Origin of the sequence: Roseovarius aquimarinus, assembly GCF_043661195.1 — a bacterium.
Lineage (GTDB): Bacteria > Pseudomonadota > Alphaproteobacteria > Rhodobacterales > Rhodobacteraceae > Roseovarius > Roseovarius aquimarinus.
Genome location: NZ_JBIHMM010000003.1, coordinates 516,851 through 535,827, shown reverse-complemented (window position 1 = coordinate 535,827; position 18,977 = coordinate 516,851). Strand labels below are relative to the sequence as shown.

The 18,977-nt window shown below is 66.3% G+C and carries 18 protein-coding genes and 1 tRNA gene; 10 read left to right on the top strand and 9 right to left on the bottom strand.

What is annotated here, in order from left to right; translation table 11 throughout:
- The first annotated feature begins 143 nt into the window (after positions 1-143).
- The 3 genes from ACGRVM_RS13205 to ACGRVM_RS13195 are packed head-to-tail and all read left to right on the top strand — an operon-like array spanning position 144 to position 2,740.
- A complete protein-coding gene (locus tag ACGRVM_RS13205) occupies positions 144-1,589 on the top strand; it encodes a cytochrome ubiquinol oxidase subunit I (RefSeq protein WP_377172346.1) in 1,446 nt (481 codons plus the stop codon).
- 3 nt (positions 1,590-1,592) lie between these two features.
- Complete coding sequence (cydB, locus tag ACGRVM_RS13200) at positions 1,593-2,624, top strand: cytochrome d ubiquinol oxidase subunit II (protein WP_377172345.1); 1,032 nt, start codon at positions 1,593-1,595, stop codon at positions 2,622-2,624.
- Positions 2,624-2,740: a DUF2474 family protein gene (locus tag ACGRVM_RS13195; protein WP_377172344.1), complete on the top strand. Its 117-nt coding sequence runs from the start codon at positions 2,624-2,626 to the stop codon at positions 2,738-2,740. Before cydB ends, ACGRVM_RS13195 begins: the two co-directional genes overlap by 1 nt.
- Before the next feature lie 4 nt (positions 2,741-2,744).
- Here the strand turns inward: ACGRVM_RS13195 and ACGRVM_RS13190 are convergent, their stop codons facing one another.
- On the bottom strand, positions 2,745-3,839 hold the full coding sequence (locus ACGRVM_RS13190; protein ID WP_377172343.1) for a DegT/DnrJ/EryC1/StrS family aminotransferase: 1,095 nt from the start codon (positions 3,837-3,839) through the stop codon (positions 2,745-2,747).
- Entirely contained in the window at positions 3,836-4,246 is a 411-nt protein-coding gene (locus ACGRVM_RS13185) for a sugar 3,4-ketoisomerase (RefSeq protein ID WP_377172342.1), read from the bottom strand. Before ACGRVM_RS13185 ends, ACGRVM_RS13190 begins: the two co-directional genes overlap by 4 nt.
- A 176-nt stretch (positions 4,247-4,422) precedes the next feature.
- Between ACGRVM_RS13185 and ACGRVM_RS13180 the strand changes: the two genes are divergently transcribed.
- Positions 4,423-5,811: a cytochrome ubiquinol oxidase subunit I gene (locus tag ACGRVM_RS13180; protein ID WP_377172341.1), complete on the top strand. Its 1,389-nt coding sequence runs from the start codon at positions 4,423-4,425 to the stop codon at positions 5,809-5,811.
- 2 nt (positions 5,812-5,813) lie between these two features.
- A complete protein-coding gene (locus ACGRVM_RS13175; RefSeq protein WP_377172463.1) occupies positions 5,814-6,824 on the top strand; it encodes a cytochrome d ubiquinol oxidase subunit II in 1,011 nt (336 codons plus the stop codon).
- A gap of 91 nt (positions 6,825-6,915) precedes the next feature.
- Here the strand turns inward: ACGRVM_RS13175 and ACGRVM_RS13170 are convergent, their stop codons facing one another.
- The 6 genes from ACGRVM_RS13170 to ACGRVM_RS13145 all read right to left on the bottom strand — a co-directional run bounded on the left by ACGRVM_RS13170 (position 6,916) and on the right by ACGRVM_RS13145 (position 14,615).
- Positions 6,916-7,347 carry a hypothetical protein gene (locus ACGRVM_RS13170; RefSeq protein ID WP_377172340.1) on the bottom strand — a complete coding sequence of 144 codons (432 nt, stop codon included), beginning with the start codon at positions 7,345-7,347 and terminating at the stop codon, positions 6,916-6,918.
- 228 nt (positions 7,348-7,575) lie between these two features.
- On the bottom strand, positions 7,576-10,179 hold the full coding sequence (locus ACGRVM_RS13165; protein ID WP_377172339.1) for a calcium-binding protein: 2,604 nt from the start codon (positions 10,177-10,179) through the stop codon (positions 7,576-7,578).
- A gap of 703 nt (positions 10,180-10,882) precedes the next feature.
- Positions 10,883-10,959 (bottom strand) — tRNA-Arg (locus ACGRVM_RS13160).
- Between the two features lie 60 nt (positions 10,960-11,019).
- Positions 11,020-12,402, bottom strand: coding sequence for a sensor histidine kinase (locus ACGRVM_RS13155; protein WP_377172338.1), 1,383 nt, complete (start codon positions 12,400-12,402; stop codon positions 11,020-11,022).
- Between the two features lie 25 nt (positions 12,403-12,427).
- The gene (locus ACGRVM_RS13150; RefSeq protein WP_377172337.1) at positions 12,428-13,846 is read right to left on the bottom strand and encodes a dihydrolipoyl dehydrogenase family protein; all 1,419 of its coding nucleotides are present in this window, start codon (positions 13,844-13,846) and stop codon (positions 12,428-12,430) included.
- 4 nt (positions 13,847-13,850) lie between these two features.
- Positions 13,851-14,615 carry a TVP38/TMEM64 family protein gene (locus ACGRVM_RS13145; RefSeq protein WP_377172336.1) on the bottom strand — a complete coding sequence of 255 codons (765 nt, stop codon included), beginning with the start codon at positions 14,613-14,615 and terminating at the stop codon, positions 13,851-13,853.
- Between the two features lie 300 nt (positions 14,616-14,915).
- On the opposite strand from ACGRVM_RS13145, the gene rpmH reads away from it, so the two are divergent.
- Genes rpmH through yidD form a run of 3 tightly spaced genes read left to right on the top strand, consistent with a single transcriptional unit; the run spans position 14,916 to position 15,734 of the window.
- Positions 14,916-15,050, top strand: coding sequence for a 50S ribosomal protein L34 (gene rpmH / locus ACGRVM_RS13140; protein WP_012177012.1), 135 nt, complete (start codon positions 14,916-14,918; stop codon positions 15,048-15,050).
- A 31-nt stretch (positions 15,051-15,081) separates the two neighbouring features.
- Positions 15,082-15,516, top strand: coding sequence for a ribonuclease P protein component (rnpA, locus tag ACGRVM_RS13135; protein ID WP_377172335.1), 435 nt, complete (start codon positions 15,082-15,084; stop codon positions 15,514-15,516).
- Positions 15,513-15,734 (top strand): membrane protein insertion efficiency factor YidD, encoded by a 222-nt coding sequence (gene yidD / locus ACGRVM_RS13130; RefSeq protein WP_377172334.1) that lies wholly within the window; start codon positions 15,513-15,515, stop codon positions 15,732-15,734. The genes rnpA and yidD overlap by 4 nt, the downstream gene beginning before the upstream one ends.
- 15 nt (positions 15,735-15,749) lie before the next feature.
- On the opposite strand, the gene ACGRVM_RS13125 is transcribed toward yidD, so the two are convergent.
- On the bottom strand, positions 15,750-16,262 hold the full coding sequence (locus ACGRVM_RS13125) for a superoxide dismutase family protein (protein ID WP_377172333.1): 513 nt from the start codon (positions 16,260-16,262) through the stop codon (positions 15,750-15,752).
- A 102-nt stretch (positions 16,263-16,364) separates the two neighbouring features.
- Between ACGRVM_RS13125 and ttcA the strand changes: the two genes are divergently transcribed.
- Together ttcA and ACGRVM_RS13115 are read left to right on the top strand one after the other, a co-directional pair.
- Positions 16,365-17,258: a tRNA 2-thiocytidine(32) synthetase TtcA gene (ttcA, locus tag ACGRVM_RS13120; protein WP_377172332.1), complete on the top strand. Its 894-nt coding sequence runs from the start codon at positions 16,365-16,367 to the stop codon at positions 17,256-17,258.
- Positions 17,259-17,317: 59 nt separating this feature from the next.
- Positions 17,318-18,847, top strand: coding sequence for a putative bifunctional diguanylate cyclase/phosphodiesterase (locus tag ACGRVM_RS13115; RefSeq protein WP_377172331.1), 1,530 nt, complete (start codon positions 17,318-17,320; stop codon positions 18,845-18,847).
- Positions 18,848-18,977: the final 130 nt, after the last annotated feature.

Sequence of the window (18,977 nt, the reverse complement as noted above, 5' to 3'; positions counted from 1 at the left end):
GATCATCGCAGAGGATCTGACGGGAACGTGATCGGCCGCGGCGCTGGCAATCGCAGGGTTGCGGCCACGCAACTCGCCGCCCCGGTGAAACCAAATGCCGCGACGCGCAGTTACCCGTTCAGGGTCAACAGGAGACGCTGGGTATGCTTGGATCATTTGACGCCATTCTTCTGGCGCGCATCCAGTTCGCCTTCACCGTCTCGTTCCACTTCCTTTTCCCCGCCTTCACCATCGGCCTCGCCAGCTATCTCGCCGTCTTGAACGGGTTGTGGCTGACCACGCGCGAGCACAGATACCTCGATCTTTTCCGATATTGGGTCAAGATCTTCGCCCTCGCCTTCGCGATGGGCGTCGTGTCGGGCATCGTCATGTCCTATCAGTTCGGCACGAACTGGAGCGTCTTTTCGGACAAGGCGGGCCCGGTTATCGGCGCGCCCATGGCCTACGAGGTGCTCTCGGCCTTTTTCCTCGAGGCCGGATTTCTGGGCATCATGCTCTTCGGGCGCGACAAGGTGGGCGAGAAGCTCCATATGGCGGCCTGCGCGGCTGTCGCCTTCGGCACGTTCTTCTCGGCCTTCTGGATTCTCAGCGTCAACAGCTGGATGCACACTCCCGCGGGCTTCAGCATCGACCCCGACACCAGCCAGTTCATGCCCGAGGATTTCTGGCAGATCATCTTCAATCCCTCCTTTCCCTACCGTCTCGCGCATACCGTCACGGCGGCCTATCTCACCACCGCCTTCATCGTGGGCGGCGTCGGTGCCTACCACCTTCTGCGCCATCGGCGCCGGGGCGAGGTCGCCTCGCCCGCGACGCGCACGATGTTCTCGATGGCGATGTGGATGGCCGCCATCGTGGCGCCGGTGCAGATCTTCCTGGGCGATCTGCACGGCATCAACACGCTCGAGCATCAGCCCGCCAAGGTCATGGCGATGGAGGGCCATTACGAAAGCCACCCGGACGGCGCGCCGCTCTACCTGTTCGGCCTGCCGAATGACGAGACGCAGACGCTGGATTACGCGGTCGGCATTCCCAAGCTGTCGTCGCTGATCCTCAAGCACGATCTGAACGCGCCGCTCGACGGGCTCGACACGGTCCCGGATGACGAACAGCCGCCGGTCGCCATCGTCTTCTGGTCCTTCCGGATCATGGTCGCGCTCGGCTTCGCGATGCTGGGCATCGGGATCTGGTCGCTCGTCGCGCGCTGGCGGGGGCGGCTTCACGAGGCGCCGTGGCTGCACCGCGCGGCGGTGGCGATGGGTCCATCGGGCCTTGTCGCGGTGCTGGCGGGCTGGGTCACGACCGAGGTGGGCCGACAGCCCTATACCGTCTATGGCCTTCTGCGCACCGCCGACAGCGCTGCACCGCTCGATGCGCCAGCGGTGGGCGCCTCGCTCGTGGCCTTCGTCGTGATCTATTTCGCCGTCTTCGGCGCGGGCACATTCTACATCATGCGGCTCATGTCGCGCCCGCCCAAATCGGACGAGACGCGGATGAAGGACGATGTCCAGGGTCCGACCCGCACCGCGGGCCTGACCGCCGCCCCCGAAGAGGCCGCGCGCCGTCCCGGCGCCGTCGCAGGAGAATAGGCCATGCCCCTCGCAGAAGGTTTCTCGCTCGATCTCACCACGACCTGGGCCTTTCTCATCGCCTTCGCGGTGCTGGTCTATGTGGTGCTCGACGGGTTCGATCTTGGCCTCGGGATGCTCTTCGCGGTCGAGCGGCGCAAGACAGACCGCGATGTCATCATGAATTCCGTGGCGCCCGTCTGGGACGGCAACGAGACATGGCTCGTTCTGGGCGGGGGCGGGCTTTTCGCGGCCTTTCCGCTCGCTTATGCGCTCATTCTGCCCGCGCTCTACGTGCCGATCATCGCGATGCTGCTCGCGCTCGTCTTTCGCGGCGTCGCGTTCGAATTCCGCTGGAAGACCGAGCGCGGGCGCTGGGCGTGGGACGCGGCCTTTATCGGCGGCTCGGCGGTGGCGTCGCTCGCGCAGGGGGTGGCGCTCGGGGCGATCCTGCAAGGCATCGATATCGACGAGGCCGCACGCGCCTATGCGGGTGGCTGGTGGGACTGGCTGACGCCCTTCTCGCTCACCGTGGGGGTCGCCGTGATGGTGGGCTACACGCTTCTGGGCGCGACCTGGCTCGTCGCAAAGACCTCGGGCGAGTTGCAGGAGCGGATGCGCAAGCGCGCCTGGCCGCTCGGCGTCGCGACGCTCGTCTTCATCGGCATCGTCAGCCTCTGGACCCCGTTTCTTCAGGAGGGCTATTACAGCCGCTGGTTCGGCGGCTGGAACATCCTGCTGGCGGCGGGCGTCGCCGCGTCGGTGCTGCTGATCGCGGCGCTTATGTTCCGCTCGCTGACGGTGCATCACCACGAATACCGCCCGTTCGTGCTCTCGCTCCTGCTCTTCGCGATCTGTTTCATCGGACTCGGCGTGTCGATGTTCCCCTATATCGTGCCGACCGAGGTGACGATCTACGAGGCGGCCGCCCCCGCACGAAGCCAGATCTTCATGCTGGTCGGCGCGTCCGTCCTGTTGCCGATCATTCTCGCCTATACCGCCTATGCCTACTGGGTCTTTCGCGGCAAGATCGACCCCGAGAAAGGCTATCACTGATGCCGCGCGCGCCGCGCGCGCTCTGGCGGCGCCTCGCATGGTTCGCGGGGATATGGCTGGCCTCTATCGCGGTTCTGGGCGCGGTGGCCTTCGCGATCAGGCTGTTGATCCCCTGAGCGTTCAGAAAAGGGCGATCACCCGGTCGATCACGTGATCGGTCTGCGCGTCGGTCTGCGCGGGGCACATCGGCAGGCTCACCACCTCGCGGGCCAGCGTCTCGGCCAGGGGAAGGCTGCCCTCGGCGAGGCCCGCATCGGCATAGGCTTTCTGGCGATGCGGCGGGATGGGATAATGAATGACCGTGCCGATACCCGCCTCCGCCAGACGCGCCTGAAAGGCGTCCCGCTCGGGATGGCGCATGACGTAGAGATGCCAGACCGGATCGGCCCAATCGGGCACATGCGGATGATCGAGACCCGCTTTCGCGAAGGCCGCCGAATAGCGCGCCGCGATCTCGCGGCGGCGGGCGGTGGCGCGATCCAGCGATCTCAGCTTGACCGAGAGGACCGCGGCCTGAATCGGATCGAGTCGGCTGTTCACGCCCTTGACCTCGTTCTCGTATTTCACCTGCGAGCCGTAATTGCGCAGAACGCCGACCGCATGCGCGATGCCCGCATCGTCCGTCGTCAGCGCGCCGCCATCGCCCAGCGCGCCGAGGTTCTTCGACGGGTAGAAACTCCAGGTGCAGGAGCCTGACGCGCCGACCTTGCGGCCCTTGTAGCCGGCGCCATGCGCCTGCGCCGCGTCCTGCAACACATGCAGCCCGTGCCGCGCTGCGATCTCGTTTATCGCGTCCATATCGGCGGGCTGACCGTATAGGTGGACCGGCAGGATCGCCCTGGTGCGCGGCGTCACCGCCTCCTCGATCCGCGCGGGATCGAGATTGTAGGTATCCTCGCGCGGCTCGACCGGCACAGGACGCGCGCCGCATTGCGAGACGGCGAGCCATGTCGCAATATAGGTGTTCGACGGCACGATGGCCTCGTCGCCCGGCCCGAGGCCCATCGCACGCAGCCCGAGCGCGAGCGCATCGAGCCCGTTCGCCACGCCGAGGCAGTGCGGAGCGCCCAGATAGGCCGCGAAATCCGCCTCGAAGTGCTCGAGCTCGGGGCCGCCGATGAAATGGCCCGAACGCGCGGCGCGCAGAAGCGCCGCTTCGATCTCGGGCTGAATCGGCGCCGCGGCGGCGGCCAGATCGAGAAAAGGAACCTTCATGCGGCACCCACGGCGGCGAGAAATTCGGACCGGTCGCGGATGTAATCGCCCTCGTCATAGGGGGCCGACGCCATGACCATGCAGACCGATCCGGACGAGAAATTGTCGAGATTGCGCCACATCATGGGGCAGACATAGATCCCGAAATAGGAGCGGTTGAGGTGAAAGCGCTTCGACGCGAAACCGTCGTCGAGAACCAGATCGAAACTGCCCGACATGCAGATGACGAACTGGTGCAGCGCCTTGTGCGCATGCTCGCCCCGGTCGGCGCCGCCGGGCACATCATAGAGGTAATAGACCCGGCGGATGTCGAAGGGGATATGATTGCCGCCCTCCACGAAGGTCAGGTTGCCGCGCGCATCCGTGATCTTGGGCAGGTCGATGACTCGGCAATCGGCAAGGGGCATGGTCGGTCTTTCGCGAAATCCTCGCGTCTTGGCTACATCATCACCGCGCCGCCCGCAAATGCGCCGTGCGGCTCAAAGCACAAGCGCGGATTGTCGCATGACGGTGCGGTAGCGGGCCCGCGGCCTATATATCCGTCATACGCCCTGACCATTCGCTTCATTTTTCGGAGTTTTCGGTGGACACACTGCTTTTGTCGCGCATCCAGTTCGGTGCCAACATCTCGTTTCACATCCTCTTTCCGACGATCACGATCGCGCTCGGATGGGTGCTCTTGTTCTTCAAGCTGCGCTTTTCGGCGACGGGCGAGAAGAAGTGGATGGACGCCTACATGTTCTGGGTCAAGGTGTTCGCGCTCAGCTTCGCGATGGGCGTCGTGTCGGGCATCACCATGTCCTTCCAGTTCGGCACCAACTGGCCGGGCTTCATGGAGACGGTGGGCAACGTCGCCGGGCCGCTTCTGGCCTACGAGATCATGACGGCCTTCTTCCTCGAGGCCGTGTTCCTCGGGATCATGCTCTTCGGCGCGTCGCGGGTGAAGCCCTGGGTGCACACGACCGCCACCTTCCTCGTGGCGTTCGGCACCACGATGTCGACCTTCTGGATCATCGTGCTGAACTCGTGGATGCACACGCCCCAAGGCTACGAGCTGCGCGAAGGCGTCGTGCATGCGACCGACTGGATGCAGATCATCTTCAACCCGTCGATGCCCTACCGGTTCACGCATATGATGCTGGCCTCGGGCCTCACCGTCGCCTTCCTGATCGCCGGTATCTCGGCGCTGCGGATGCTCTGGGGCGATCGGGGCGAGGCGGTGAAATCGGCGCTGCGCACCGGTATCTTCCTCGCCGCGGGCCTCATCCCGCTCCAGATCCTCGCAGGCGACATGCACGGCCTCAACACGCTCGAATATCAGCCGGCCAAGGTGGCCGCGATGGAGGGCAACTGGGAAACTGGGCCGAACGTGCCGCTGGTCCTCTTCGGCGTGCCCAACGAGGAGACGCGCAGCAACGATTTCGAGATCGGCGTGCCGAACGGCGCATCGCTCATCCTCAAGCATTCGGTGGATGGCGTGGTGCCCGGCCTCAACGACTTCGTCACCGAAGACGGCCAGGTTCTGCACCCGCCCGTGGCGCCGGTCTTCTACAGCTTCCGCATCATGGTGGGTGTCGGCATGGCGATGTTGGCGCTGTCCTGGGGCGGTCTCTACCTGCTGCGCCGGTACGGTGCCGCCGACATGCCGCGCCTGCCGCTCTATGCCTTCTGCGCGATGAGCTTCAGCGGCTGGATCGCAACGCTTGCCGGCTGGTACACGACCGAGATCGGCCGCCAGCCGTGGCTGGTACAGGGCGTGCTCAGCACCAAGGACGCGGTGAGCGACGTGCCCTCGGGCATGGTCTGGACCACGCTGGTCGGATATCTCGTGATCTACGCCGCGCTGATCCTCGCCTATATCGCGGCCATCACCTACCTCGCGCGCAAAGCCGCGAAGGGCGATCCGCTGCCGAACCGCGAGCAGCCTGCTGCCGGTGAGGCGGAAGCGGCCGTCTTGCAGCCGGGAGAATGATGATGGAAATGTTCGGCGATCCCGCCGTCTGGCTGCCCTGGACCTTCGCCGCGCTCATGGGCGCGTCGATCCTCATCTATGTCGTGCTCGACGGCTTCGATCTGGGCGTGGGGCTGCTCATGCCGCTGGCCGACGCGCGCGAGAAGGACATGCTCGTCGCCTCGATCGGGCCTTTCTGGGACGCGAACGAGACGTGGCTCGTTCTGGCCATCGGCCTTTTGCTGGTGGCCTTCCCGCCGGCGCATGGCGTGATCCTGACGGCGCTCTACCTGCCGGTCTTCGTCATGCTGATCGGCCTCATCCTGAGGGGCGTCTCGTTCGAGCTGCGCGCCAAGGCGCCGCCCCGCCAGAAAGGCATGTGGAACGCGGCCTTCTTCGCCGGATCGCTCATGGCGTCGCTCGCGCAGGGCTTCATGCTCGGCATGTACATCATGGGCCTCGCCTGGACGCTGCCCAACGTGGCTTTCGCGCTATTGACGGCGGTCTTCCTGACGGTCGGCTACAGCTTCATCGGGGCGACGTGGCTGATCCTCAAGACCGGGGGCGCGCTTCAGGCGCATGCGATCCGCTGGGCGCGGGGCGGCATATGGGGTCTGGTGCTCGGGATCGGGGCGATCTCGCTTGCGACGCCCTTCGTGTCGGAGCGGATTTTCGATAAGTGGTTCGGCATGCCGCAGATGCTCTACCTCATGCCTATGCCGATCCTCTCGGCGGCGCTCGTCGGCTTCCTGTGGTGGAAGCTGCGCCGCCTGCCGCGCGTCAACGACGGCTGGGCCTGGACACCCTTCGCCGCCGCGACGGGGCTGTTCATCCTCGCCTTCGGGGGCATGGCCTATTCGTTCTATCCCTATGTCGTGCCCGAAAGCATCACGATCTACGAGGCCGCATCCGCGCCCGAGAGCCTCTTCATCATCCTGATCGGAACGCTTTTCGTGCTTCCGTCGATCGCAGGCTACACGCTTCTGTCCTACTACATCTTCCGGGGCAAGGCGACGGAGCTGCGCTACGACTGAGGATGGAGGACTGAGCGCGAAAAGGCCGGCCAATCGCGCCTCATGGCGCCGAGTGGCCGGCCTTTGATTTTCCCCGTCACGCCAAGCGGAGTTACTGGTCCGCTTCATCCTTGATCGACGCGGGCGGGATGACGCCACCTTGCGGGACGACCGGGTTCGGGTTGGCGTCCTCTTCGGGCACCTCGGCCTCTTCGGTCACGTCATCGACGTCGAGACCTTCCTCGACCGTATCGTCGGGGGCAAGCTCGCCCTCGACCTCCTCGGGCGTCTTGAGATCGGGCGAGGACTCGTCGACAATCTCGGCGGGCTCACGCTCGTCCTCGGCGGCTTCTTCGGCGGCTTCGGTCTCGATCTCGGCGGCCTCGGCATCCTTGGAGGTATCGTCACCTGCCAAAGCGAAGGCCGGCAGAAGGGCAAGCGCGCAGGTCAGAGCGATCAATCCGATCTGGAAGCTGCGCTCCGGCGCTTCGGGGCAAGCCGCAAGTGCCGCGTGTCGCGGGCGGTTCGGTGCGTGGTCGGTCATCAGCCGTCTCCTTTCAGGTGCTGCGCGCGGCCGTCCCGGTGGGGAGCGGCCGGATCGCAGGGCGTATCCTCGGCGCGAACGGCTCGGCGCGGGAGCCTCGCCCGCGCACAGCTTCGCGCCATTGCCTAAGGAGACGCTTTCAGCCCCTGATAGGTTCCATTCGGGGCGCAGGCAGGGGCGCAAGCGGCCTGCACGGAAGGCCTGTTCCTACGCGTCCGCAGCCGCCTCTCAGCGCAGCGAACCGAAATGGAAGTTGCGGGGGTTCATGACATCCTCGATGCGCAGGGCGCCCTGAAGGAAGAGGCTGCCTTCGTCGCCGAAGCTGAGCCGCACGCCGCCCGGCACCTCTTGCGCGGTCAGATCCGAGAGCGAGGTCACATCGGCCATGTCGATAAGGATGACATCCTCTTCGGGCAAGAAATCGGTGATCGTGTCGCCGACCGTCAGATCGCCCTCGTCGAAGCAGAAGCAATCCGCCCCGAGCCCGCCCGAAAGCGTATCGGCGCCCTCGTCGCCGGTGATCGTGTCGTCGCCTTCGCCGCCATACATGGTGTCATCGTCCGCGCCGCCGCGCATCACGTCATTGCCCTCGTGGCCCGCGATCACGTCGTCGCCCTGATTGCCGGCCAGATCGTCGTCGCCGTCATGACCGCCAAGCGTGTCGTCGCCGCCCCAGCCGCGCAGCACGTCGTCACCGGGGCCGCCGCGCAGATCGTCGTTGCCCGAGCCGCCGATGATCGTGTCGTCGCCGCTATGCCCGTTCAGCACATCGTCGCCCGCCAGACCGTCGAGCATATCGTCCATGCCGTAGCCCGAAATCGAGTCGGACCCTTCGCCGCCGGTGAGGCTGTCCGTCTGGCCGCCGCCGTCGATGGTGCTTACTTCTTCGCCCGCCGGCACGGTGCCGGCGACGGTGCCGCCCTTGGCGAAGACGATCTCCATGACCTCGAAGGGCTTGAGCCGCATCTCGATCGCCGAGGAGGAGTCGAAGGTGTAGTCCGTGAACATCGCGTAGACGTCATGCTCGTCGTAGTAGTAATCCTCGCCGTCGATCTTGATCGAGTTGGCGTCCGCGCGGCCCGTGTCCGAGCGCCAATGCGTGCCGTCGGCGCGGCCCGTGCTCTGATCGACGGAGATCTTCATCCCCGTCGCGCCCGCGATCTCGCCCACGAGGCCCGTCAGATCGAGGTCGAGCTCGAGCACGTCGAGCGTGCGGGAGGAGACATAGACCACGGTCTTGTCGTCCGACTGGAAGGTGTTGATCTCGACGCGGCCATCGTCGTTGGAGAAATGCGTCTCGATCAGTTCCGTGCCGACGAGGCTCTCGCTCATCCGGTCGAACATCGCGCCGCGCACGCTGTTGAGAACGCGGCCTTCCTCGTCCTGGATCAGCGGATGGTTCGCGGCCCCGGCCAGATCGTTCGAGGTGTTGTGCTTGACCGGCCAGACATGCGCGCCGTCCGCGCCCATCTCGAGCATGTTCTCGAACTGCTCGAGCATGACCGAGGCCGCGCGCATGCCGTTCTCGGTGTAGTTCGAGCCGCGCACGCCCCATTCGGTCAGGTGCAGATCGAGATCCTTGTCGAAATTGTCGGCCCAGACATCGAAATCGCGGTTGATGTAGTTCTTCTCGTGATTGCCGTCGGTGAAGGCCATCTCGGTCTGGCGGTAATAGTAGTGATCGACCACGCCGTCGATCGCCTCGCGCGCCTCGGGGTCGAGCTTGTCGATGATGGTCTGGTTGGCGTCGATGATCCGCGTGCCGTAGCTGCGGCTGTCGAGCGCGCCGTGGAAATCGGACTGGCCGGTGGGCGTCGCCATCTGCACGAGGATATCGGGCTGCTCGAGCGCGTCCCAGCCCGCGTCCTCCATCGCGTCCTTGAGCGCCAGAACCGCGATATTCGCCTTGGCGCCGTATTCCGCCTCGGCCATCGTCGCCCAATACTCGTTGCCGACCTCGAAGGCCTCGATCACATCGCCGTATTCGCCCAGCACCTTCTCCACGAAGGGCGGCATCACGTCGTCGAGATAGGTGGCGTAGTCCTCCTCGTCCCAGATCCGCGTCGGGATCACGAGCGTCACCTGACCGCCCTGTGCGCGCGCCCAGTCGAGCATGTCCGTCAGCTCGGGGCGCAGGTCCATCTCGCCCTCCGCATTGGGCTGCATCTCCATGACATTGAGCCACTGGACGCCGTCCACCATGTTCGGGAAGGGATCGCCCTGCCCCGCCGGGAAGCGGTAATGCTCGATCCCCAGCTCGTCCACAGCGTCGGTATAGCCCTCGGTCGGTGCGCCATTGTCGGTATTGGCGACATAGACCGTGTTGCCGCCGAACATGCGGCTCGTGACGATCTCGCCGGTGGCCGCCGTGTCGGTGACCGACATCGAGATCTTCACGCCGGGTGTCAGGCCGTCCTGCTCCGGCACCACGGGACCCTCTGCCAAGTCCTCTTCTTCCTCGGCCTCATCCTCGACCACGGCTTGAAGCGCGGGCGCCTCCTCATCCTCGGCGGGCGTCTCGGACAGCGTGATTTCTTCCGGCGCAGCGGCGACGGGCGCGTCCTCGAGCGCTTCGGGCGCGTCGTCCGCCATGTCTTCAACGACGATCTGGTCCACGCCGATCGCAGGCTCATCCTGCACGATGTCGCTCACGACGATCTCATCCTCGAAGGCCATTGTCAGAAGATCGTCCGCAGGGGCGGGAGGCGTCTGCATTTCCGCCTCGGCGCCGCTCTCGTCCGTCTCGCCCTCGGGCATATCCTCTTCCCCGCCGGAACCGGCGAAGATAGACGCCCCCAGAAGGGCGGGCAGCAGCAGTGCCAGAAGTTCCATTGGCCGGTCCTCAACCTGACGAGAGATGAGGGCGGCGGAACGAAAATCTTCGGTAAGTCACCCTCTATACGGGTAATGTTTCACCGAACCCCGGCAGGGGGGATCGCGCAAAGGGCGCGCTCCGAGTAGCTGAAGATCATGACGGCCATACTTTAGAGCGCGGCGCGACTTCTTTCCGCCGCTCGCGCTTAACGTGTCGCCCGCTCCACTCTAAATCGCAGTAATCCCGGCCACTTGGCTGCCGCTGACGTAAGGTGCGAACGCCGCTAATTGCCGTAACGGCAGCTTGTCCGAATCGATTTCGACTCGGATCGCATATGATTCGCGCAGGGCTGGTTTGATGGGCTCTGGTTCGGGACCGCAGGAGACGCAAACGCAGGATCGTAGAGGCCGCCGCTGGAAGGGTGCCACGAAGCGCCATCCAGTCTCCGGCGGGCACGATTATCCGCTCGGGATCGCCGCGCGCGCCATCGCGTGTTGCCAAGATATGATCAAGGACATCCTCGACCGCGCTATCGGGCTGGAGACATGTTTCCCCTGCTTCGCCATCGCGTCGATCATCGCGTCGAACGCGATGCCCGTGGAGACGACCGCTCGGCGCAAATAGGCGTCAGGAAGTGCGCTTTTGATGCGCGCACGGCAGCGACACATCTGCCATCGAGCAACCGACTTCTCGCGAAATACTGAAACTAGAGGAAGTTTGTGGCGGACCGAGGAGGATTCGAACCCCCGACCCCTTGATTCGTAGTCAAGTACTCTATCCAGCTGAGCTATCGGTCCACGAGGGGAGGCATTAAAGGCTGCGTTCGGGCTTTGCAAGCGCCGAATGGCAGAAAATCGTCATGATCCGAGGTCACCCTTGGGCAGCACGATCACGAAGGACGTGCCGGTCGGGCCGGTATGCTCAAGCGTGAGCGAGCCGCCGTGACCGCGCACGAGTTCGGAGGAAATCGTGAGGCCGAGGCCGGAGCCGCCTTTCGTCGCACCGCCCGTGAAGGGCGTGAAGAGATGCTCGCGGGCCTTGGGCGGCAGGCCCGGGCCGGTGTCGGTGATGCGGATCGTCACGGCGTCGTCCGTCTCGTCGGCCTGCACGTTGATCTCCCCGGGCCGGCCGCTCGTCACGATGGCCTGGCGCGCGTTGCGCACGAGATTGGCGATCACGCGGTAGAGCTGCTCCGGATCGGCCCTCAGCTGAAAGCCCGCGCGCACATCCTCGGAAAAGCTGATGTCGGCATCGCCCGCCGAGAGGCGCTCGCTGTCCAGAACATCGGTCACGATGTCGAGAAGCGCGAAGCGCGACAGGCGCGGCGCGGGCTCCTCGGCCTTGCCGTAGGCGAGCGTCGATTCGCAGAGATTGACCGCGCGGGTGATCGAGCCGACGAGCTTGGGCGCCATGCGTTTGACCATCGGGTCCTCGGAGGTCTCGAGCCGGTCGGTGAAGAGCTGCGCGGAGGTGAGGATGTTGCGCAGATCGTGGCTCACCTTGGCAACGGCGCCGCCGAGACCGGCGAGGCGCTCCTTCTGGCGCAGCGCGCTGGTGAGCTGGGTCTGCATCAGGGCCAGCGTCTCCTCGGCGGCGCGCAGCTCGGTGATCGAGGAGGAGGGCGCGATGACGCCGCGCGCATCCTCGGGCGCGTTCGCGAAGGCGCGCATGGAGCCGACGACGCGGCTGATGGGTTTGACCAGAAAGACCCGCACGGCGAGGAAGAGAAGCACCGCGGTGATGATCGAGATGACGGCCGAGAGGACGAGGATGCGCAGGCCGTAATCTATCATGGCCATGCGCAGCGTGCCCGTCTCCATCGTGACCTCGATCAGCATCCCGGCGCTGCGCACGGGCATGCCCATCACGCGCACGACCTGATCCTCGGTGTTCCAGAGCCGGGCGAGCGCATCGCGGATCAATTCGAGCGCGCCCGCATCGCGCAGATCGAATGTCGCCACGATGGGCGAGGGCAAGGGCGAGGAGAGCACGAGCTGGCGCGCGTCGTTGCGGCGCAGCACGACGTTGAAGACGCCCGCATTGGCCAGAAGCTCATCCTCTAGATCGGGGCTGATCTCGTCGCCCGCGAGCCGGGCGAGAGAAGCGATCTGCGCGCGCTCGAGCTTGGAGAGGAGGAAATCCTCGCGAAACCGCGCGATGGAGGGCACGAAGATCAGAACTTCGGCCAGCATCACGAAGATCGCGGTCAGGATCAGGAATCTGCCCGAAAGTGAATTCATCCGCGTCCTCTGCCCCGCACGGTCCCTACGGCAGCCAGCGTTGCACGAAGCGCACCGCGCGCTTGACCATCGGACTGTCGAAAAGGCGAGGCGAGAAATATGCGCCAGCGGCCCGCTTGTTGACTTCGCCGATCGTGGGATACGGGGCTACCATGGCAGCAATCTGGCTCATCTTCATGTCATTTGCCAGCGCCAATGCCCAAAGCCCGATCAGCTCGCCCGCCTGTGCACCGGCGATGGAGGCGCCGACGGGACGGCCGCGCACCACCATCACCTTGATGAGGCCGCGCGTCGAGCGCTCGGCGATGGCGCGGTCGTTATGGCTGTATTCGTGGCGCACGACCTCGAGGTTGGCGCCGTATTTCTGCCGCGCGGTCTCTTCCGTCAGTCCGACCTGCGCGAGTTCGGGCGCGGTATAGGTGGCCCATGGGATATGGCTCGTCTTCGCCTTGGCGGGCAAGCCGAGCACCGCCGAGCGGATCACGATGCCCGCGTGATAGCCCGCGACATGGGTGAATTGCAGCCCGCCCGCCACGTCGCCGATGGCATAGACGCGCGCGTTGGTGGTCTTGAGCCTGTCGTCGACCTTGATGCCGGATTTCGTGGTCTCGATCCCCGCAGCATCGAGGTTCAGCCGGTCGATATTGGACTTGCGCCCCACAGCCATCAGAAGATGCGTGCCCTTGAAGACGCGCCCGTCCTCGGCCTCGACCTCGATCGCGCCGGCCTTGCCACGGATCTCGGCGGCCTTGGCGTCCTCCTCGATCTCGACCCCCTCGCCGCGCAACGTGTCGAGCACGATGGCCGCCGTTTCGGGATCGTCCTTGGCAAGCGCCTTGGCGCCCTCGATCACCGTCACGCGGCTGCCGAGGCGGCGATGCGCCTGCGCCATTTCCATCCCGATGGGTCCGCCGCCGACGATCAGCAAATGCTCGGGCTGCTCGCGCAGATCGAAAAGCGTTTCGTTGGTGAGGTAAGGGACATCCTCGAGGCCGGGAATGGGCGGCACGAGCGGGCTCGAGCCTGTGGCGATGACGATGCGGCGCGCGGTGATGACGGTATCGCCCGCCTGCACCTCGGTGGGCGAGATGAAATGGCCGAACTCCTCGATCACCTCGACGCCCAGCCCCTCGAACCGCTCGACGCTGTCGACGGGCGCGATGGTGGCGATGACATCGGCGACGTGATCCTTGGCCGCGGCGTAATCCACCTGCGGCGCCACGTTCGCGACGCCGTATTTCGCGGCATGGGCCTGCGCATGGGCCGCCTTGCCGCTCGCGATCAGGGCTTTAGAGGGGACGCAGCCGTAGTTGAGGCAGTCGCCGCCCATCTTGTGCCCTTCGAGCAGCACGACCTTCGCGCCCATCTGGACCGCGCCCGCCGCCACCGACAGGCCGCCCGATCCCGCCCCGATCACGAGGATATCCGTCTTCACGCTCTTCATCGTCTCAGATCCCCTTCTTGCCGCGCACGGCCTTGATGAGAATGGGCAGCGCGGCCAGCGCGCTGAGGCCCAGAAGCGGGCCGATGATCTGCGGCTCCCACAGAAGGCTCAGATCCGGGCTCTCGCCGCGGTCGAAGACCTCGCCGAGACCGACGCCGATCCATGTGAAGACGAGCGCGCCGGGAATGATGCCGAGCGCGGTGGTCAGCGCGAAGTTGCGGAACTTCACGCCGACCAGCGCGGGCAACAGGTTCGCCACGAAGAAGGGCACGGCAGGCACGAGGCGCAAGAGAAACAGGACGCTGATCTCGTTCTCGCGCAGCCCCTCCTTGATGCGCTTGAGCGTGCCCTCGCCCGCCTCCATGCGCGCGGCGAGCGTCTTGCCCAGCCCCATGCGCGCCGCCTGGAAGATGGCGATGGCGCCCAAGGTGGCCGCCGCGACATTGAAGACGGTGCCGAGGCCGAGGCCGAAGAGGAACCCGCCCGTGACCGAGGCCACCGCGGCGCCCGGCAGCGAGAAGGCGACGATCAGGAAGTAGATGCCGACGAAGCCCGCCGCCATCAGGAGGAAATGCGCGTCGCGAAAGGCCAGCAGCGCCTCGCGGTTGTCGCGCAGCGTGTCGAAGCTCAGATAGTCGCGCAAGGTGAAGGCGCCGATGGCGGCGACCGCGAGGATGAGCGCGAGGGGCGCGTGGCGCAGCAGCGGGTGCTTGCGCTCGGATGTGGTCGCGCCCGTCTCGTCGGCGCCGTCCTCATATATCTTCTGCATGGCGCGGGCCTTTCCATTGGTTGCGGCGCTTGGCTCATAGATGACGGGTCCGCCCGTCCGGGGATAGCCACCTCACGCGGCATTGATCGCGCGTGACCTTGCGGCAAGGCTTGTTTCACGTGCGGACGCGGTTCTGTAACATCGAAGCGGGCGCAGCGGCGGATTTGTTGCAACAATCGGCCGGACGGGGTTTGACTTGGGCAAATGCCCCTACTATAGACCGGGCTTCGGACATGCCCGGATGTTTGCGCGATTCCCGAGAGGGCGTGCCTTTGTCCGCACAAATTTGGAGACGGAGCGATGAAACGCACCTTTCAACCCTCGAACCTCGTTCGCAAGCGCCGCCACGGCTTTCGTGCGCGCATGGCCACCAAGGCCGGCCGCAAGATCCTGAACGCGCGCCGCGCCCGTGGCCGCAAGTCGCTGAGCGCCTGAGCGCCTGAGCGCCACGCGAACGGATGACGACATGACGCCGCCGGAGGCCCCCGATCGCGAGACCGGGACGATGCCCCCGGCGGCTTCGTCATGTCCGGATGCCGGCACGGCGGCCCGGCCGCTGACGGTTCTCAAGACCCGCAAGAGCTTTCTCATGGCCGCACGTGCCGCTCGGCAGGGCACCCAATCCATGATGGTGCAGGCCCGCCAGCGCGGCGCGCATGAAGAGGCGGGCGGCATCCGCGTCGGCTTCACCTGTTCCAAGAAGGTCGGCAACGCCGTCGCGCGCAACCGCGCGAAACGGCGCCTGCGCGAGGCGGCGCGCGCCGTCCTGCCCGAAGCCGGGCGCGCGGGATGGGATTACGTGCTGATCGGCCGGGCCGGGGCGACGGCGGACCGCCCCTTTCACCTTCTCAAGGGCGATCTGGCCCATGCCCTGCGCAAGCTGCACGGGGTGCGGTCATGACCCCGCTCGCGCGCCTCTTTTCACTGCCGGTGCGCGCTTATCGCCTCGTCTTCAGCCCGTGGGTTGGACATGGCTGCCGGTTTCAGCCCACGTGCAGCGCCTATGCGCTCGAGGCGCTCGAGCGCCATGGCGGGATCAAGGGCGCGTGGCTGACAGCGCGCCGCATCGCGCGCTGCCACCCGTGGGGCGGCTCGGGCATCGACAACGTGCCCGATTAGGCCGCACGGCTCGCCTCACTTCGACTGCGTGATGACCCCGCAGGCCACGCGGTCCCCCGCCTCGGCCTCGGATTGATGGGTGTCCGGCTGGGCATGGATCATGATGGCCGACCCCTCCTCGTCCATGAGCGGCGCGTCGCCCTCCATCACGGTGAGACGCGCGCTGTAGAATTCGGCTTTCGCCTCGCCGGTCTCGTGGACGTAGATGTTCGGCAGATCGCCCGCATGGGCGCCGTCCTCGGCCATCAGGCCGTGACCATTGCCGTCCGGCGCGTAATGCCCGCCCGCTGCCTTGAAGCCGTCTTCGCACGATCCCGTCTCGTGGACGTGAAAGCTGTGCCAGCCGGGCGCCAGCCCCGACAGTTCGGCATGAAAGAGCGTGCCGCCATTCGCGTCGCGGATCTGAACGGTTCCGGCCGGCTGGCCATCGGCGGTGTTCAGCGAAGCCATGGCGGCCGAGTCGGCTGCGGCGGGCGCGGCGAGGCCCAGGGCGAGGGCGGTTGCGGTCGATGTGATGAAACGGGGCATGAGTGTCTCCTTTCGGTTCGGGGTGAATTGCCGGTCAACGCGCGGCGCCGCGCGCCCGTTCCGGCCCTTGCCGGGTGGCCCCAACTCAATTAAAGCCGGCGCATGCTGGATGATGCCGACGATATCCACCCGCTCTTTCAGGGCGCGCCCCGCAGCACGGAATTCCGCAAGCTGCGCAAACGCATCGTGCGCCAGACGCGCGAGGCGGTGGAACAGTACGGCATGGTGGACCGCGCCTCTCTCGATCGGGGAGGACCGCGCGCGAAATGGCTCGTGTGCCTCTCGGGCGGCAAGGACAGCTACACGCTTCTGGCCGTTCTCCACGAGCTGCAATGGCGCGGGATGCTGCCGGTCGACCTTCTGGCCTGCAATCTCGATCAGGGGCAGCCGAATTTCCCGGCGACGGTGCTGCCCGAATTTCTGAAGTCGATGCAGGTGCCCCACCGGATCGAGTATCAGGACACCTATTCCATCGTCGTCGACAAGGTGCCCGCCGGGCGCACCATGTGCGCGCTCTGCTCGCGGCTGCGGCGCGGCAATCTCTACCGCATCGCGCGCGAGGAAGGCTGCTCGGCGGTGGTGCTGGGCCATCACCGCGACGACATTCTCGAGACGTTTTTCATGAACCTCTTTCACGGCGGACGCCTCGCCACGATGCCGCCCAAGCTGGTCAACGAGGAGGGCGATCTCTTCGTCTATCGCCCGCTCGCGCATGTGGCCGAGGCCGATTGCGAAAGATTCAGCACCGCGATGGGCTATCCGATCATCCCCTGCGATCTTTGCGGCAGTCAGGACGGATTGCAGCGCCAGCAGGTCAAGCAGATCCTCGACGGCTGGGAGAAGAACAGCCCGGGCCGCCGGCAGGTGATGTTCCGCGCGCTGATGAACGCGCGCCCGTCGCACCTGCTCGACCCCAAGCTCTTCGATTTCGCGGCTCTTGCCCTCGGCGCGGCGCCGGGCGAAGACCCCGAGGGCGAGATTCCCCGGCTGCGTTAAGCGGCTGTTGAGACACCGCGCGTAAGCTGGCGGCTGCACGGTCTTTCAAGGGTCATCGCATGCCGCCTCATATCCCTCCCGTAGTCCCGCGCGCCCTCGCGCGCCTGCGCAGCGCCCTGTCCGGCCCTGTGGCGCTGGCGCTGCTGCCCGCGCTCATCCTCTGCGGCTTCTGGATCGGGGGGGAGCAGATGCTGCTCATGATGGCGCTCGGCCTGCCGGTCTGCGTGCTCTTCGCGGGGCTGCACAAACCCGTCGAGGGGACGAGGGACGAGGACGACGAGGACGAGGCCGCATTCGAGCGGATCGTGGACGCGGCGCTGGAGCGCGCCGGACGCAGCGCGCGGCGCACCGGCTGCCTTCTCATGCAGATCGACGATTTCGCGGAACTGGGCGAGCGGCTCGGCGCGGAGGCGGGCGAGGCCGTCATGGGCCAGATGCTCGCGCGTGCGGGCTCGGTCCTGCGCGGGCGCGATGTGGTGCGGCGGATCGAGCCGGAAACGCTCGGCATCTGCCTCGCCCCCGTGCGGCAGCTCGATCTCGGCGTGATGCTGCGCCTTGCCGCCCGGCTCCAGGGCGCGCTCGAGGAGCCGGTTGTGATCGACGGGGCCGCGATCTACGTCACCGCCTCGGTCGGACTCGCGCTCGACACGGCCGCGGACCGCACCGGCGAGGGCCTCGTCGCCAGCGCCGGTGCCGCCCTCGCCGAGGCGCGTCGGCACGGCCCCTCCTCCCTGCGCGCCTTCAGCGCCGATCTGCGCAGACCGGCGCTGACCTCCTCGCCCGGCATGCGCGCGGCGGCGGTGGACGCGCTCGAGAACGGGCAGATCCAGCCATGGTTCCAGCCGCAGATCTGCACCGATACGGGCCGCGTCAGCGGGTTCGAGGCGCTCGCGCGCTGGGTGCATCCCGACCACGGCCTGATCGCCCCCGCCGAATTCCTGCCCCTTCTCGACGAGGCCGGCGCGATGGAGCGTCTGGGCGAGGTGATCCTCTATAACGCGCTGGCTGCGCTGAAGTCATGGGATGCGGCGGGGCTCGACATCCCGCAGGTAGGCGTGAATTTCTCACCGCAGGAGCTGCGCAATCCGCGCCTCGTGAAAAAGGTCGAATGGGAGCTCGACCGCTTCGATCTCGCCGCGCAGCGCCTCAATGTCGAGATACTCGAGACGGTCGTCGCCCTGTCGCCCGACGACATGATCGTGCGCAATATCGCGGGGCTGTCCGGGCTGGGCTGCCCGATCGATCTCGACGATTTCGGCACCGGCCATGCCTCGATCTCGTCGATCCGGCGCTTCGCCGTGCAGCGCCTTAAGATCGACCGGTCTTTCGTGATGAAGGTGGACCGCGACCCAGAGCAGCAGCGCATGGTCTCGGCGATCCTGACGATGGCGGATCAGCTCGGCCTCGCGACGCTCGCGGAAGGGGTCGAGACCGCGGGCGAGCACGCGATGCTGGCACAGCTCGGCTGCGGCCACGTGCAGGGCTACGGCATCGGGCGGCCCCTCCCGCTCGACCAGACGGCGGCCTGGGTGCGGCGCCATGTCTCGCGTCTCGAGGCGCCGCCGGCGATCGGGCGCCAGATCCGATGAATTCATGGGCCAAACCGGCCTTTCGGCGCGCCGGACCAGGGGAATCCGCTTGACCTTTGGGGCCGCACTCTGTTGAACCCTCGCGTGGGCCTTTCCGAGGTGGACACGGGGACCGCGCGCCGCCGCGCCG